Annotated in this window: 12 protein-coding genes; 6 read left to right on the top strand and 6 right to left on the bottom strand. The window is 67.4% G+C overall.

The genetic code is table 11. The annotated features are described in order from the left end of the window. Positions 1-321: 321 nt before the first annotated feature. From VFU06_03375 to VFU06_03355, 5 genes are all read right to left on the bottom strand, one after another. The gene (locus VFU06_03375) at positions 322-1,947 is read right to left on the bottom strand and encodes an SPFH domain-containing protein (GenBank protein ID HEU5208429.1); all 1,626 of its coding nucleotides are present in this window, start codon (positions 1,945-1,947) and stop codon (positions 322-324) included. After that, on the bottom strand, positions 1,944-2,510 hold the full coding sequence (locus tag VFU06_03370) for a hypothetical protein (protein HEU5208428.1): 567 nt from the start codon (positions 2,508-2,510) through the stop codon (positions 1,944-1,946). Before VFU06_03370 ends, VFU06_03375 begins: the two co-directional genes overlap by 4 nt. Positions 2,511-2,759: 249 nt before the next feature. Then, the gene (locus VFU06_03365; GenBank protein HEU5208427.1) at positions 2,760-3,893 is read right to left on the bottom strand and encodes a hypothetical protein; all 1,134 of its coding nucleotides are present in this window, start codon (positions 3,891-3,893) and stop codon (positions 2,760-2,762) included. Between the two features lie 377 nt (positions 3,894-4,270). Beyond that, a complete protein-coding gene (locus VFU06_03360) occupies positions 4,271-5,641 on the bottom strand; it encodes a pitrilysin family protein (protein ID HEU5208426.1) in 1,371 nt (456 codons plus the stop codon). Positions 5,642-5,781: 140 nt separating this feature from the next. Next, positions 5,782-7,227, bottom strand: coding sequence for a pitrilysin family protein (locus tag VFU06_03355; GenBank protein HEU5208425.1), 1,446 nt, complete (start codon positions 7,225-7,227; stop codon positions 5,782-5,784). Positions 7,228-7,563: 336 nt separating this feature from the next. Here VFU06_03355 and VFU06_03350 point away from each other — a divergent pair, with 336 nt between their 5' ends. Further along, positions 7,564-9,867: an NADP-dependent malic enzyme gene (locus VFU06_03350; GenBank protein ID HEU5208424.1), complete on the top strand. Its 2,304-nt coding sequence runs from the start codon at positions 7,564-7,566 to the stop codon at positions 9,865-9,867. 101 nt (positions 9,868-9,968) lie between these two features. On the opposite strand, the gene VFU06_03345 is transcribed toward VFU06_03350, so the two are convergent. Then, positions 9,969-11,165 carry a dipeptidase gene (locus tag VFU06_03345; GenBank protein ID HEU5208423.1) on the bottom strand — a complete coding sequence of 399 codons (1,197 nt, stop codon included), beginning with the start codon at positions 11,163-11,165 and terminating at the stop codon, positions 9,969-9,971. Positions 11,166-11,338: 173 nt separating this feature from the next. Between VFU06_03345 and VFU06_03340 the strand changes: the two genes are divergently transcribed. The 5 genes from VFU06_03340 (at position 11,339) to VFU06_03320 (ending at position 16,806) form a co-directional block, all read left to right on the top strand. Next, positions 11,339-12,202 carry a dienelactone hydrolase family protein gene (locus VFU06_03340; protein HEU5208422.1) on the top strand — a complete coding sequence of 288 codons (864 nt, stop codon included), beginning with the start codon at positions 11,339-11,341 and terminating at the stop codon, positions 12,200-12,202. 91 nt (positions 12,203-12,293) lie between these two features. Further along, complete coding sequence (locus VFU06_03335; GenBank protein HEU5208421.1) at positions 12,294-13,502, top strand: hypothetical protein; 1,209 nt, start codon at positions 12,294-12,296, stop codon at positions 13,500-13,502. An 8-nt stretch (positions 13,503-13,510) separates the two neighbouring features. Next, positions 13,511-13,954, top strand: a complete 444-nt coding sequence (locus VFU06_03330; GenBank protein ID HEU5208420.1) for a c-type cytochrome — start codon at positions 13,511-13,513, stop codon at positions 13,952-13,954. Between the two features lie 126 nt (positions 13,955-14,080). After that, positions 14,081-15,457, top strand: a complete 1,377-nt coding sequence (locus VFU06_03325; GenBank protein HEU5208419.1) for a M28 family metallopeptidase — start codon at positions 14,081-14,083, stop codon at positions 15,455-15,457. 11 nt (positions 15,458-15,468) lie between these two features. Beyond that, the gene (locus VFU06_03320; GenBank protein ID HEU5208418.1) at positions 15,469-16,806 is read left to right on the top strand and encodes a DUF4105 domain-containing protein; all 1,338 of its coding nucleotides are present in this window, start codon (positions 15,469-15,471) and stop codon (positions 16,804-16,806) included. Positions 16,807-17,225: the final 419 nt, after the last annotated feature.

Here is a 17,225-nt window from a genome sequence, read left to right as displayed (position 1 = left end):
AACCGCGACATTGCTTCAATTGGTGTAACAGAAAGCAGCGGGCGGATCCGAAAGGATCCGCCCGCTTTCATTCCAACGGGCGCCTCCACGGGGCGAGGGCGACTCCGCGGGGCGCGGGCGACTCCACGGGGCGAGGGCGACTCCACGGGGCGAGGGCGACTCCGCGGGGCGAGGGCGACTCCACGGGGCGAGGGCGACTCCATGGGGCGACAACCCCACCGCCCACCACCCGCCACTCATCCCGAAGTGTCCGCCACCCAAGCGCGCAACAGCGCGCGTCTCCCACCACCCACCGCCCATAACCCGCAGTTCAAGCAGTAACTACTCGGGCAGCTCCACCACCTTCTTCGTCCCATCCCCGGCAGGCGCGGCGACCGAGGGCTCGTCCTCCACGAGCTGTACCACGCCGTCGCCGAGCTTCACGCCACCGATGTTCATCATCGTGTGCAGCGCCGGCGGAATCGTGCTCATCAGGTCGGTGACAAAGCTGCTGACGCCCGAACCCGCGCTGTTGCCATTCGCGCCGCCCCACATGACGACCTTGTCGAACCGGATGTTGCTGACCGCCTCGGCGGTCTTGTCGGCGAGGTACTCGATCTTCTCGAGCATGAGCAGGCGGTACGCCTCGTCGGCGCTGCCGCACGCGGCGACGATGCGCTCGAGACCTTCGGCCTTCTTCGACAGCTTCTCGTACTCACCGCGCGCTTCCGCTTCCAGCCGCGCGAAGATCGCGGCGGCTTCGCCCTGCGCCTCGAGCCGCCTGCTCTCGGCCAGTGCTTCGGCCTCGACGATGCGACGGGCCTTTTCCGCCTTGGCCGGCGCCTCGAGCGCCGCGCGTCGCTCGGCCTCGATACGCTCCGCCTCCGCGAGAGCGGCCTTGGCCTGCGCCCGGTTCTCCGCCTCGGATACCGCTGCGGACGCGACACGCTTGCGCGTCTCGCCCAGCTCGAACGCCTCGGCCTGCTTCACCTGCAGCTTCGCCTGCGCGGCCGCGATGCTGGCCTGCGCCTCCGTCTCACCCGTGATCGCGTTGGCGTTCGCAGCCGACACCGCGATGCGCCGCTCCTGGTCCGCCTGCGCGATCTCCGTGTCGCGCGCGAACTCCGCGCGCTGCTGCGCGACTGCAGTCTCCCGGTCCAGGTCGGCAAGCCGAACCGCCGTGTCACGCGCTGCCGACTTCACCCCGATCTCGCGCTCACGATTCGCGTTCGAGACCTCGATGTCCTTCTCCTGCTCCGCCTGTGCGACGGCGATCGCGCCGAGCTTCTCCTGCTCCGCGACGTCGCCCTTCGCCTTGTTCACCGCCCGCGCACCCGCCTCGCGGCCGATCGCCTCGATGTAGCCGGACTCGTCGTTCAGGTCCTTGATGTTCACGTTGATCAGCTTGAGGCCGATCTTCTTCAGCTCCGGCTCGAGCGCGTGCTCGATGTTCGCGCGGAACTGGTCGCGGTCGCGGTTGATGTCCTCGATCCGCATGGAAGCGATGACCTGCCGCATCTGGCCGAAGATGATGTTCGCCGCAAGCTCGCGCGTCGCATCGGCCGACAGGTTCAGGATGCGGGCCGCCGCATTCTGCTGGAACTCCGGCGTATCACCCACGGCAACCGTGACCTGGCTGGGCACCTTCACGCGGATGTTCTCGAGCGACAGCGCATCCGTGAGGTTGATGTCGATCTGCAGCGGCGTGAGATCCAGGAACGCGTACTCCTGGATGACCGGCCAGATGAATGCACCGCCACCGTTGATCACCCGGGCCGACTGCCCCGTTCCGACGCGTCCCGAGATCACCAGCACGCGGTTCGCCGGACAGCGGCGGTAGCGGCTCACGAACAGCATCGTGATGCTGAGGAACAGCAGCACGAGCACGCCCGTGATGAGAACTGCCGGCGACAGCGTGCTGACGTCGGGAAGCTGCAGCACACCGATCATGGCATGGATTCGTGTCATGACAGTGCCTCGATGCTGGAGGTGGATACGACTTCGACCGTCTCCCCTGCCGGATCGACGGCGACTACGAGAACTGCTGCACCCGTGGGCAGGTCGGCACCCTCGCGCGTCACCGCGCGCAGCTCCACCGTGCGACCCTGCAGCTCGAACTGGACGATACCCGTTCCGGTCTCTGCGGCCGGTATCGGCAGGTAGACCCTGCCCGTGGCACCCACTGCGTTCGCGAGGCGCAGCGAGCCGTCACTCTGGGCCCGCAGCATGAACCGGGTCAGGTACGCGTTCAGGACGGCACCGCCGAACCCGGCCAGCAGGGCGGGCAACGCCGCAACGAGGGCGGGCATGTACCGGTCGAGGGCGAGCCCGGTCGCGCCGAACAGCGCCGCCGCGGCCGCAAGCGAACGAACGCTCAGCAGCTCCGCCCCGCTCAGCGCGGGGCTGTGCCCGTCCGAAACATCGAAGTCGGTGTCCGTGAACGACCTGTCGATGCCAACCAGGCTGAGAAGCACCTGGATCGCGAGGATGATCCCGCCCGTCAGCAGCGCGATGGTGAACATCGTGTGCATGTATCACCCCGGAGCCGGAGTGGATCGGAGCACGTCCCGTGGTGGCGACGTGTGCTATGCAGTACGGAAGAACGACGTGAGAGGTGTCAATCTACGGCTCGTCGTCACAGGATAGCGGGCGGATCCGGGCGGCGCCAGCACGGATGTGGTGGAGGGGCGACGGCGGCAGCAGCTCACGAGTGCATCCGCACACGAACGCCGCGTGGCGGCCACGCGGCGTTCGCGTCGACTGAAGTGGCCTGCGGTTCTTCAGGGCGCGGCCATCATCTTCGAGCACGTGGCAGGGCTGCTGCTGACGCGCGCCAGCGCCTCGTCGTGAGCGGCATTGAACGATGGCGTGCCGAACAGGGCGGGACACCACGCCATACCTGTGTTGCCTCGTTCGTAGTTGACCTGCAGCTCGATGCGCCCCATCGGGAGGAGGTCGTTGCCGACCTGGTAGTTGCCGAAGTATGCGACCAGCCCCAGGGTATCACCCGGCTGAACGACGTCGCCTGCCGCAACAGCAGGCGCAACGAGGTGATCGTAGAGCACGAGCCATGCGTCGCTGTAGCGAACGAAAACCTCGTAGTCGTTCGTGTCCTCCTGGTACCACACCCGCTCCACGACGCCAGTGGATACGGACCTCACTGCCATGCTGTCGTCGTCCATGTAAAGCTCGTACGCAACGTTATCATGTTGCTCGCTCAGCGGGTCCCCGAAAGGCGAGAAGAAGACAACGAGATCCAGGTCAACGAACGGCACGGAGAATGTCGGCATGTCAACCAGGCCGTGGACATCAGCCGACAGTGTTCCATCGGAGACGCTGAGCGTGGTCGCTCCGCCGCCCTGGACTCGCACCAACCCATCACCGTCGATGGAGAGGACGTCGATGTCGCCCGACGTCCAGGCGAGGGATGCGGTGGGCAGAGGATTGTCGTACTGATCCACAAGGACCGCCGACAGCCGCAGGCTGTCCAGCGGCAGGTCGAAAGCAACCGTATCCCGGCTGGGTCGGATCGCGAACGGAGCGTCGGCGAGCGCATTCACCGAGAACGTGACCGCGGGCAGAGTCCCGACCCGCGCTTCGAGTGTCTGTGTACCGGCCCCGAGACCCAGTGTCCAGGCGGCGCGCGCGACTCCGTCGCCTCCGGTCCGGCCGCCGCCGCTGACGGAGCCGGCACCCGCCGTCACGGTCCAGTGCACCTGCATGTCGACCATCGGGCTTCCCGATGCATCCGTGACCAGTACGGCCGGGGCCTGATCGACGATCCGACCCACTACACCGGTCTGCGCCTGCGCACTTGCAGGAACAACCGCTCCGGCCGGGTTGGCACCAGGGCCGGTCGTATCACCGCATGCGACCGTCACGCCCAGCAGTACGACACCGCACATCCTCTTCATGCGCCACTCCGCCCGAAAATTTGTTTTGAGTGCAGATTTCGCATCAGCGGGTCATGCGCCGCCCGACAGCCGCTCGCGACAGTCGTTCGGCCATACTCGCGCGTCATCACGTCCCGGCAATCCTGTGGTTGCAGCTTAACCTATCCGCCACGTCGTCTCGCGGCACCCTGCGACGGTTACGACAGGCGCTTTCGGGCATCATGTCGTGGCGCCTGCAGGCGGGAGCCGACACGCTTTCAGCGAATGGCGGGGCAGGCGAGCTGGACGACGCGGGCGAGCTGCAGGAGGAATCGTCGTTCGAGGCAGTCTCGTGATGCGCCGGGTAGAGCGATGCCGGCACCGGGTCAAACCGGTGCCGGCGCGACGCTCCTGTGGCCTCAGTCCGTTATCACCTCACCGAACGCCTGGACCTGCTCGAGAATCTGCGACCGATCCCCGACGACGGTGATCACCATCCGGTCGGTGGCAAGGTACTGGCGCGCGATACGCTGCACGTCAGCGGGTGTGACCGCGTACACGTTCTGGACGTAGTTGCGGAGGTACGAGGCCGGCAGTCCGTGCAGGTCCAGCATGCGGAGCTGACCGAGCATGCCGAAGCGCGACGCTGCACTGAGCGTGAAGGTCCCGGCCATGTAGTTCTGGACCCCCTGGAGCTCCTCGACCGGTGGCGGCTCTGCGGCGAGTCGCTCGATCTCCTTGATGATCTCGCCGATGGACGCGCCTGTCACCGCGGTGGTCACGTCGGCGATCTCGGCCCAGAAGGCGGTGCGGTACCGGCTGCTCACCATGCTGAAGGGCGAGTACGTATAGCCTTTGTCCTCACGGATATTGCGCGTGATGCGTGAGGAGAACGCGCCACCGAGCAGCGTGTTGGTGACCTGCAGGGGAACGTAATCGGCGTGCGTCGGGTCCACGACCGGCAGTCCGATGTAGATCGAGGACTGCACGGCGCCGGGTCGGTCCACCAGGTGGATGACCGGCCTGCCCCGCGAGCTGGCGCGTGCAGTCGCAGGCGCTGGCGCGACCTCGCTGCCCGCTGCCCAGCCGGCAAACGCCTGGCGGGCCGCTTCTTCGACGGCGGCGTCATCGAACTGCCCGACGACGTACAGCCGCGCGCGTGACGCATCGAAATGCTCGTCGTGGAATGCGCGCACCTGGTCGAGTGTGAAGGCGCTCACGATTTCCGGCGTCGGAAAGACCCGGCCGTACGGGTGATCACCGTAGAGCGCCGCCATGAATGTCTGCTGCGCGAGCGACTGCGGCCGGCTCATCGTGATCGCGAGGGAGCGCAGCATGTCGGCCTTGAGCCGCTCCAGCTCGGTCGCGGGGAACGCCGGATTCCGAGCGACGTCCGCAACCAGCGCGATCATGGCCGGCGCGAACTCCGCGAGTGCGTCACCGCCGATGGTCGTCTCGTCCAGGCCGACCCCGACGTTGAGCGAGCCGCCCATGCTCGCGGCCTCCAGCGCGATCTGCTCCCCGCTGCGCGACGCAGTCCCCTCGATCATCATGTCGCCCATCAGGTCGGTGAGCCACACCTCGTCCGCCGCCTCGTCCACGTTGCCGACCCGCATGACGAGCTGCACCGCCACCTTCGGCACGGTCCCGTACTCCAGCAGCTTGACCTCGAGCCCGTTGTCCAGCGTGAATGTGCGCGGCGTCGGCAGCGTGATGTTCTTCGCCGGCCCCGGCTCCGGCGGCGCCTCCTTCTGTGCGGCCGCCGGCAGGGGAAGTGCGAGCCCGAGCACCAGGGCGGTTGCCGCGGCCCCACGAGCAGCGCTCCCAGAAAACCCGCAGTTCCCGGCCCCGGCCCGGGCGCGGGCCCCGGCCCGCCTCACCATCTGCGAGCGCCCCGCCCCATTCGATACCTGGTTCATGTCCACGCCCCTCATGATGCGCTCGCCGGTTCGACAGTGACGATGGTCCGATTGGTGTTGCGCAGGTACTCGCGGGCGACACGCTGGATGAGTTCCGGCGTGACCTTCCGGAACTCCGCTTCGAGGCGGTTGATCTTCTGCGGATCGTCGTCGAAGAGCGCGAATGACGCGAGCAGGTCGGCGCGGCCGAAGCCGCTCTCGAGCATGCTGTAGAGGCCGGAGCGGATCTTGACCAGTGCGCGGTCCAGGGTTTCCTGGTCGACGGGGGCGGCCTGCAGCCGGCCGATCTGCTCGTCGATCGCTGCGACGATCTGGTCGGCGGTCCTGTCGCTGTCGTGGAAGAGCCAGACCTGGTAGAGGGTCGGGCCATCGATGTTGTGCATGTTGCCGAGCGGGTTCATGCTCGACGACACGCTGCCCGTCAGCGCCTGGTCCTGCACCAGTGACTGGTAGAGCCAGCTGTCGCGGCCGGCCGAGAGGATCTGCTCGATCACGCCCAGCGCGTAGTACTCGGGCGTGCCCGACTCCGGGGCCTTGTAGCCGAGTGCCAGGGCCGGCCGGTTCGCCTGCGGGTCCACGCGCGTATGCCGCTTCTCCGCGGTCTGGCGCGGCTCGCCGATGTCCGGCTGGGGTGCGAGCTCGACCGCGGGGATGTCGCCGAAGTACTGCTCGATCCACGCCTTCGTCCGTGCCGGCTCGAAGTCACCGACCACGACGAGGGCCGCGTTGTTGGGCGCGTAGTACTGCTCGAAGAAGAGTCGGACGTCGTCGAGTGTCGCAGCCTGCAGGTGCTCGAGGTCGCCGTAGAAGTTGTGCGCGTTGTGCCAGTTCTCGTTCGCGGCCATCGGCAGATCGATCCACGGGAACCCGCCGTACGGCTGGTTCAACACGTTGACCTTGACCTCGTTCATGACCACGCCCTGCTGGTTCGTCAGGTTCTCCTCCGTGATGGCGAGCCCGCGCATCCGGTCCGCCTCGGCCCACAGCATGGTTTCCAGCGCATTGGACGGCACGATCTCGAAGTAGTTCGTGAAGTCGAACCGCGTCGAGCCGTTCAGGTTGCCGCCATTGTTCTGCACCAGCTGGATGAACTCGTTCTTGCCGAGGTTCTCCGATCCCTGGAACATCATGTGCTCGAACAGGTGGGCGAAGCCGGTGCGATCCCGTGGCTCGATGCGGAAGCCGATGTTGTAGTAGACGGCCACGGTCGCAGTCGGCGCGCTGTTGTCCTGCGAGAGAACGACCCTCAGCCCGTTGTCCAGCGTGTAGTAGTCGACCGGGATCGTGACCGGCGCGGATGGGCGGGCGGCCGGTGTCGCCGCTGCGGCGACCGGGGCCGCAGTCGTCGCTGCCGGTCGATCTGCACCGCCGACCGCGTCGGGCTGCGCCGGCTGCGGATTGCCCGCACATGCGGCAAGCGCAAAGGCCGGCCATAACGCGCGCGTGCTGCGCATCATGCTGTACCTCTCCATGACAGGAAGAAATGTGGTGATGGGCTCCGGAAGTGCGGCCGGGGCGTACCTGTGCCGCATACCTCACAGGATTGATCCTCGTGACCCGCACGTCAATGCGGTCGTGCCGGGACGCAGGTTTCAGCAGGCAGGCGACCGGGGCACCGCGGTGAGCGGCTGGAACGGCTCGTGCGCCCGATCCGCGGCGGGCACGCGGTATTTTCCCCACAGCCCGGTCAGCCGATCCGGCTTGAGCCAGCCGCCGATGGGACGTACGATGACATCTCAACAAACAGTGAAACCGCCACGCGTGAGACGTGGACCTGCAGAACGGGATGTGCCATGAAGATCCAGGAGCGCGAAATACTCGAGTATCACGAGGGTCAGCGGCCGGGCAAGCTGGAGGTCATCGCCTCCAAGCCCTGCATGACGCAGCGTGATCTCTCCCTCGCCTACACGCCCGGCGTGGCGCTTCCCTGCCGCCTCATCGAGAAGGATCCGGACGCGGCCTTCCGCTATACCGGCCGCGGCAACCTGGTCGCTGTCGTGACCAACGGCACTGCGGTGCTCGGGCTGGGCGACATCGGCGCGCTGGCCGGCAAGCCGGTGATGGAGGGCAAGGGTGTGCTCTTCAAGCGATTCGCGGATGTGAACGTGTTCGACATCGAGCTGGCGACGAAGGACCCGGACGAGATCATCCGTGCCGTCAAGCTCATGGAGCCCACGTTCGGCGGCATCAACCTGGAGGACATCCGCGCCCCGGAATGTTTCTACATCGAGGAGCAGCTCCAGAGGCAGATGGACATCCCGGTCTTCCACGACGACCAGCACGGCACGGCGATCATCTCGAGTGCGGCGCTGCTGAACGCGCTCGAGATCGCCGGCAAGTCGATCGACAGGGTGAAGGTGGTGTTCGCGGGTGCGGGCGCCGCGGGCATCGCCTGCGCGAACATGATGGTCGCGCTCGGTGTCGACCCGGCCAACGTGCTCATGACGGACAGCAAGGGCGTGCTGTACGAGGGTCGCGGCGACGCGATGAACGAGTACAAGCAGAGGTACGTGCGCAGGACCGACGCGCGCACACTGGAGGACGCGCTGAGGGAAGCTGACGTGTTCGTCGGCGTGTCTCAGGCGAACACGGTGACGGGCGAGATGATCCGTTCGATGGCGGACACGCCGATCGTCATGGCAATGGCGAACCCGGACCCGGAGATCACGTACGAGGAGGCGGTCGCCGCGCGTCGCGACGTGATCATGGCCACGGGTCGCTCGGACTACCCGAACCAGGTCAACAACGTGCTCGGCTTCCCGTTCATCTTCCGTGGTGCGCTGGACGTGCGGGCGCGTGCGATCAACATGGAGATGAAGATCGCCGCGGCGCGCGCGCTTGCGGACCTGGCGAAGGAGGACGTGCCTGATTCGGTCGCGGATGCATACGGCGGAGAGCGCTTCTCATTCGGGCCCGAGTACATCATCCCGAAGCCGTTCGACGATCGCGTACTCACCCATGTTGCGCCGGCGGTCGCACGCGCTGCGGTGGAAACCGGTGTTGCGCGGCAGCCGATCGAGGACTGGGACGAGTACGTGGAGGCGCTGCAGCGCAGGATCAAGGGGACGTCGCACAAGGTGGTGCGCAACCTGATCAGCCAGGCACGACGTTCCTCGACGCGACGCATCGTCTTCCCGGAAGCAACGGAAGAGAAGATCCTGCGCGCGTGCCAGGTCATCGTGGAGGAGGAGATCGCAGAGCCGGTGCTGATCGGTGAGCCGGATGCGATCCGTGAACGCGCGCAGGCGCTCGGCCTCGAGCTGCGTGGCGCGACCATCGTCGACGTACGCGACGAGGAGCTGTGCCGCCGCTACGGCCAGCGCCTCTACGAGCTGCGGCAGCGTCACGGCGTCACGCCGAGACAGGCGCCACTGCTGCTGTCCGACCCGGTCTATTTCGGGATCATGATGCTGGAGCGAGGGGATGCGGACGGGCTGGTCGCAGGGCTGCATCGCTCCTATCCGGACACGATCCGGCCCGCACTGCAGATCATCCGGCTGAAGGAGGGCGTGCGCCGGGTCGCCGGCATGTACTGCGTCATCGTGGGCGACCGTGTGCTCTTCTTCGCGGATGCGACGGTCAACATAGAGCCGTCATCGGAGGAGCTCGCGGAGATCGCGATCAGTGCGGCAGCGATCGCGCGCAACCACTTCGACGTCGAGCCGCGCGTCGCAATGCTGTCGTTCAGCAATTTCGGCTCCGTGCATCACGAGTTTGCGCAGCGCATGCGGGACGCGGCACAGATCGCACGGAGCTGGATGCCGGACCTGGTCGTCGACGGCGAGATGGCGCCGGACACCGCGCTCATGCCGGAGATCGCGCAGACCAACTTCCCGCACTCGCGCATCAAGGGCGATGCAAACGTGCTGATCTTCCCGAACGTGCAATCGGGCAACATCTCGCTGAAGCTCGTGCAGCGGCTGGCTGGTGCTGACGTGATCGGGCCGATCCTGATGGGACTGAACCGCCCCGTGAACGTGCTGAACTACTACTCGACGGTGAACGAGATCGTGAACATCACGGCACTGACGGCAGCAACGGCGTCGGTTCCCGTGCGACGCGCGGCGGCCGCGAAGCGCCGGGCGGTCGAAGTGTAGCTGGCGTCCCGCTCGCGTTTCGTGCACATGCAGAACGGCCCTCGCACCGGCGAGGGCCGTTTCGTTTGAGGCGGCGGGTTCTGGCGGACGAGCGCGAAGGCTCAGCGGCCGTCCAGCTCCTCGATCGTGCTGACGGAGGGACCGCGCTCGCTCTGCAGGCGTTCGGCCACGGCAGCAGCCTGCGTCCAGGCGCGCAGCACGTTCTCGCCCGCGAGCTTGCGCAGGTCCGCCTCGGACCAGCCGCGCCGCGCCAGCTCCGCGAACAGGCTCGGGTAGGTCGAGACGTCCTCCAGCCCGACGGGAGCGGAATCGATGCCGTCGTAGTCCGCGCCGATGCCGACATGATCGATGCCGGCGACGTCGCGCACGTGCTCGATGTGCCGGATGACATCGGCGATGGTCGTTTCCGGCTCGGGCGTCGTGCGGCGCTGCTCCGGTGGCAGGTTGGACCAGCGCATGTTCTCGGTGTTGATGAAGCTGGGCACGAAGGTGACCATGACCACGCCCCCGTTCTGCGGCAGCCGGCGCAGCACGTCGTCGGGTACGTTGCGCGGGTGATCTGTCACGCCGCGTGCGGAGGAGTGCGAGAAGATGACGGGCGCAACGGCGACGTCGAGCACGTCGTTCATCGTCTCCGGCGAGGTGTGCGAAAGGTCGACCAGCATGCCGAGCCGGTTCATCTCGCGGACGACTTCCTTGCCGAACTCGGTCAGTCCGCCGTGCTGCGGCGGTTCGCAGCAGGAGTCGGCCCAGTCGATGTTGTTGGAGTGGGTGAGCGTCATGTAGCGCGCGCCCAGGTCGAAGAACGAGCGGAGTGCGCCCAGCGAGTTCTCGATCGCGTGACCGCCCTCCATGCCCATGACGGACGCGATCCTGCCGCTGCGGAACGCCGGCATCACCTCCTGCGGCGTCAGTGTCTCCTCGAAGACGTCCGGGTAGCGCTGGAAGACCTGCTGGGCGATGTCGATCTGCTCGAGCTGAACCTTGGCGGCGCCCTCCTCGACCGCACGGAAGGGGATGTAGACCGACCAGAACTGCGCGCCGACACGCCCCGTGCGCAGCCGCTCGATGTCCGTATGCCCCGGGGTCCTGCCGCGCAGGTCGTAGGCGGCGACGTCGAAGGGTGCCCGCCGATTGTTGCGGATCGCCCAGGGCAGGTCGTTGTGGCCGTCGAACAGCGGGGTCTGTGACAGCACGCGCAGTGCCGTCTGCATGTGCGGGTCTGCTGCCTGTGGCGGCTGCTGTGCCGACGCGCAGGCGGCGGAGAGGAGCAGGCTCAGGGCCAGGATGGGCTTCATCGGTCCGTCCGGCGTTTCGAGGTGTGTGAGGGAATCAGGTCCGCATATTGCCCCGTCGCGCGGCCGGTCGCAACAACGACAGTGTCCCGGCGTTGCGGCGGCTCACCCGTCCGTCTACGCTGAGAACGTCGCGCGGCCCGCGCACCGCTGGCCGGATCCCCCAGGAGGCCCCCATGCCTGTCCGCGATCGTCTCATTGGCCCGCTTGTCCTGCTGCTTGCCTGCGGCTGCGCGAGCACGACGCCCACCGCCGCACAGGATCCGCTGCCTCCGGATGCGGAGTCGGCGCTGGACCGGCTGAACAGCTCGCCGCGACACGCGGAGTGGAGCGTCGTACGGACCAGTGAGAACGACTCGGTGCGTGCCTGGGTCGTCTACCCGGAGACGTCGGAGCCGGCTCCGGTCGTCCTGGTCGTGCACGAGATCTATGGTTTGACGAACTGGGTGCGTGCGGTTGCCGACCAGCTGGCCGCCGACGGCTTCATCGCGATCGCGCCCGACCTGCTCACGATGAAGAGCGTGCCGGTGGACAGCAACGGCGAGCCGGACCGGCAGCAGGCGACTCAGCAGATCCGCACGCTGGATGCGGCCGACGTCCACCGGCAGCTCTCGGCAGTCGCAGAGTGGGGCATGGCACTGCCGGCGGCGACCGACCGCTACGGCATCGTCGGCTACTGCTGGGGCGGCTCGACGTCGTTCCGGCATGCCGTCGAGTCGGACGAGGTCGATGCGGCGGTCGTGTATTACGGCTCGTCGCCGGACACGACACTCCTGGGCCGGATCGAGGCTCCCGTGCTCGGGCTGTATGGCGGCAATGATGAGCGCGTGAACGCGACGATCCCCGCGGCGCAGCGGACGATGGAGGCGCTGGGGAAGACCTACGACGTGCACGTCTTCGATGGTGCCGGGCACGGTTTCCTGCGTCAGCAGAGCGGCCAGGAGGGCGCCAACGCGGAGGCGACGCGGCAGGCCTGGCCGCTGACGATCCAGTTCTTCCGCGAGCATCTGCACGAACAGGGGGGAGCCGTGCGGCGGTAGGGATTCCCCCGTCACCGGCGCGGGACTTCTCCGATAGGACCGCCGGACGCAGCTCGCATGTTGAGGGTGGATTCTCATGCGAGGAGGGCCCATGCGTGCCGGCCTGAAGGGCCTGGTCGTTCTGAGCGGCGCCGCCGCACTCCTGTTCACCTCGGTAGCGCCCGCAGCGGCGATCCCGGCGTTCGCGCGACGCTACCGCGTAACCTGCTCGCTCTGCCACGCGCCCGCACCGCGACTCACGGAGTTCGGCGAGGCGTTCGCGGGCAACGGCTTCCAGATGGCGCCCGGCGAGGTGCCGACCGACACGATCAACACGGGGGACCCGCTGCTCGTGCTGGCGGAGAGCCTGCCGCTGGCAGTGCGGCTCGACCTGTTCGCGCAGGTGGTGACCGGCAGTGACGACCTGGACGCCCGCGCCGATTTCCAGACGCCGTACGGCGTCAAGCTGCTGTCCGGAATGCCGATCGCGAAGAACGTGAGCTACTACCTGTACTTCTTCATGTCGGAGCGCGGTGCAGTCGCGGGACTCGAGGATGCCTACATCCAGTTCACCGACCTGTTCGGCAGCGGCGTGGCACTGATCGTCGGGCAGTTCCAGCTGTCGGACCCGCTGTTCAAGCGCGAGCTGCGCCTGGAGTACGAGGACTACAACGTGTACCGCGTCCGCGTCGGCGATACGCGGCTCGACCTGACGTACGACCGCGGCCTGATGGCGTTCGCTTCCCCCTGGGAAGGCGGTGACGTCACGCTGCAGCTCGTCAACGGGCGCGGCATCGACGAAGCGGGCGAGAACCGGCTCTTCGACGGAGATGCGTTCAAGACCGTTGCCGGCCGCGTGTCGCAGTCGCTCGGGCCGCTGCGCGTCGGCGGGTATGCGCTGTACGGCCCCGAGGATCGTGGCGACCTGTCCAACGAGGTCGTCGTGTGGGGACCGGACCTGACGCTCACGGCCGGGCAGCTCGAGCTGAACGGCCAGTTCCTGCGACGCACGGACACGCGCCCCTTCTTCCTCGACAGTGACGAGGAGACGACGGTCGACGCAGTGCTGGGCGAGCTGGTCTGGGGACCCCAGGGCCCCACCGGCCGCTGGTTCCTGATGGGCCTGTACAATCGCGTCTGGGCGGACGACCCCATCTTTACCGTGCGCCAGGGCGAGGACGGACTGCTGGACCGCTACGAGACCGCGGCGCTGGGGGCGACGTGGCTGCTCGCGCGCAATGTACGAATCCTCGGAGAGACGCAGTGGGATTTCGAGCGTGAGCGTGCCCGCATCACGCTCGGCGTCGTGTCTGCGTTCTGAGAACTGCCATGAAGTACACAGCGACATGGGAATGGATGCTGGCCGGCGTCGCCGTTCTGTTTGCGGCGACGCTTGCCTGCTCGCAGTACGCTCCCGACACCGTGGCCGCGGCGCATGCACCGGCTGACATGATCATGCCCGGCGGTGTGGCCATGGCCGCGCCCGTGGCGGTGCAGGATCCGCAGCAGGGGCAGAAGATCTTCACCGGCAAAGGGAACTGCTACACCTGCCACGGCGTGAACGCGAAGGGGACGCCGCTCGCGCCGGATCTCACCGACGCCGAGTGGCTGAACACGGACGGCTCGCTGGCCGGCATCGAGTCGATCATCAAGGCGGGCGTCGCGAAGCCGAAGAAGCACCCGGCTCCGATGCCCCCCATGGGCGGGGCAAGACTTTCGGCAGACGAGGTCCGGGCCGTCGCCGCGTACGTGCACAATCTGTCACAGAAGTAGGCAACGTCCGGATACCTTCCCGCAGCGCGCGGCCGCCCCGCGCGCGCTGGCGTCTGCATGGCAGCTTCCGCATAATCCGGCGGCCGGCGCACGAGCGCCGGCCTGACCCGCAACACGGAAAGCGCCATGCGACGTCCTGTCCTTCTTGCTGCCGGCGCACTCGCGTTCCTGGCTGTGCCCGCCACTGCACAACAGGATGCGGTCGCCGCACTCCGGCCGGCAGCCGATCGGCTCATCGATGCCGCACTGGCCGACACCGCGGCATGGGAGCGGCTGACGCACTTCGTCGACCGCTTCGGCAGCCGGTTCAGCGGCAGCGCCTCGCTCGAGGCCGCCCATGACTGGATCCTCGCGGAGATGGAGCAGGACGGACTCGAGAACGTACGCGGCGAGCCGGTCATGGTGCCGCACTGGGTTCGGGGCGAAGAATCGGCAGCGCTGATCGAGCCGCGGCAGCAGGAGCTGCCGATGCTGGGGCTCGGCGGCAGTGTTGCGACGCCACCCGAGGGGATCACCGCCGAAGTGCTGGTCGTGAGCAGCTTCGACGAGCTGGAGCAGCGCGCTGCCGACGCACGCGGCAGGATCGTCCTGTTCGACGCCCCGTTCACGACGTACGGCGAAACGGTACGCTACCGCTCGCAGGGTGCGATCGCCGCGGCGCGCGTGGGCGCGGTCGCGTCGCTGATCCGGTCCGTCACGCCATTCTCGATGAAGACGCCGCACACGGGCGGCATGGCATACAGCGACGACGTACCGCGCATCCCGCACGCGGCCATCACGGTCGAGGACGCGATGCTGCTGCACCGGCTGCAGGACCAGGGTGAGCGCGTGGTCGTGACACTCAGGATGAGCGCGCAGACGCTGCCGGACGCGGAGTCGAAGAACGTGATTGCCGAGCTGCGCGGTCGCGAGTTCCCGGACGAGATCGTCGTGCTCGGCGGACATACGGACTCGTGGGATGTCGGGCAGGGCGCAATGGATGATGCGGGCGGCGTCGTGGCCGCATGGGAAGCGGTGCGCCTCATGAAGGAGCTGGGGCTGCGTCCCCGTCGCACGGTGCGCGTGGTCGGCTGGACCAACGAGGAGAACGGGCTGCGCGGCGGAAACGCATACCGCGACGCGCACCGCGACGAGCTCGACAACCACGTGCTCGCGATCGAGTCCGACGCTGGCGTGTTCAAGCCGCTCGGGTACGGCTTCACGGGCAGCGACGAGGCGTTCGCGATCGTATCCGCGATCGGGTCGCTGCTGGAACGCATCGACGCGGGCGAGATCACGCGCGGCGGCGGCGGCGCCGACATCGGTCCGATCATGCGGCTCGGCGTGCCCGGCATGGGACTCGACGTCGAAGGCAGCCGCTATTTCTGGTACCACCACACCGATGCCGACACCATCGACAAGCTCGACATGCGCGAGTTCCTGGAGTGCGTCGCGTCGCTCGCGGTGATGGCGTACGCCGTGGCCGAGCTGCCGGAGCCGCTGCCGCGGGCACCGCAGGAATGAGCGGAGCCGGCATGATGAAGTGGATGTTCGCAGGCACGGCGGCGGTGCTCATTGCGGCCGTCGCGCCCGCTGCGGCGCAGGTGCGCGATACCGGCGAGGCCGCGGAGGCCGGCGTGCCCGCACCGGACAGCACACCTGCCGATGATCCGCGCGCACGGCTGGACGCCTGGGGCTCGCTGCGCGTCTACCTGCTCACAATGGGACCCGGCGACGCGGTATGGGAGCGGTTCGGCCACAACGCGATCCTGCTGCGCGACAGCACGCGCGGCATCGACGTCGCGTACAACTACGGCATGTTCTCCTTCGATCAACCCGGCTTCGTCGGAAGGTTGCTGCAGGGGCGCATGCTCTACTGGATGGCGCCGCTCGACGGGACCCGGATGCTGCGCGAGTACGAGCTGCGCAACCGCGAGGTCGTCGCGCAGGAGCTCGCACTCACACCCGGCCAGAAGTACGAGATGGCGCGCTTCCTCGAGTGGAACGCACAGCCCGCAAACGCCGAGTATCTCTACGACCCGTTCCGCGACAACTGCTCCACCCGCGTGCGCGACGCCCTGAACCGCGTGCTCGGCGGCCAGCTCCGCCGGCAGCTCGAGGCGGACACGACAGGCGAAACGTTTCGCTCCCATTCGCTGCGCCTGCTCGCACACGACCCCGCGCCTCATGCCGGCCTGATGCTCGCGCTCGGCCAGCCGACCGACGTGCCGCTCACCGAGTGGGAAGCCGCATTCATCCCGATGGAGCTGCGCGATGCGGTCAGCCGCATCGAGATCGAGCGCGTCGACGGCTCGACCGGCCCGCTCGTGCTGGCGCAGGAAACCTGGCACCAGGCCATGCGCGAGCCCGAGCCTACGGCGCCACCCGAGCGACTGGGCATCTTCCTGGGCATCGGCGTCCTGTTCGCCGTTCTGTTCCTGGGACTCGGCCATGTCGCGGGGCGCAGTACAGCCGCCCGGATCGCCCTCGCCGCCCTCGCCTTCCTCTGGACATTCGCCGTCGGGGTGCTGGGCACGATCATCGGCTCACTCTGGGCATTCACCGACCACACCACGACGTTCGCCAACGAGAACCTGTTCGCCGTCAACCCGCTCTGGCTGGTCGTGGCCGTGCTCCTGCTGCCCGCGCTCCTCGCACGCCGCGCGCGCCAACCCGCGGCCATTGCAGCAGGCGTCGGTGCGCTGCTCGCGGTCATCGGCGTCATCGCACAGGTGCTGCCGGGGCTGTTCCAGCAGAACGGAGAAATCCTGGCCGCTACCGTGCCGGCCGAAATCGCGCTGGCCGTGGTGCTGCTGCTGTGGGAGCGTGAGCGGCAGGCTCGTCCGATTGTTGCTGCGTCTTCGCATTTTTGAAACTGGAATTCACCACGGAGGACGCGGAGGGCGCGGAGCTCGTTTCAAAGCTCCTCGCCTCTGGTGGGATCGCAGTCAGCATTGCACGCGCTGGCGGCGGATCGGGCTGGAGCAACGTGAGCTGGCATCATCGCAGGCAACGTTGCACACGTACGGCTCGATTCCAATCCGAGCAACGTTGCCTGCCATAATCAAAGGCAACGTTGCACACGTACGGCTCGGATCGAACCCGAGCAACGTTGCCTGTCATATTCAAAGGCAACGTTGCACGCATCCGGCTCGGATCGAACCCGAGCAACGTTGCCTGTCATATTCAAAGGCAATGTTGCACGCATCCGGCTCGAATCGAACCCGAGCAACGTTGACTGAGATTTTCGCAGGAGGATGACCGTGCGAGGCTGGCCGCGATCACGCCGTCT

The sequence above is a fragment of the Longimicrobiales bacterium genome (genome assembly GCA_035764935.1).
Lineage (GTDB): Bacteria > Gemmatimonadota > Gemmatimonadetes > Longimicrobiales > RSA9 > DASTYK01.
Note: the sequence above shows the minus strand (reverse complement) of the source record. Positions and strands in the feature narration are given on the sequence as shown.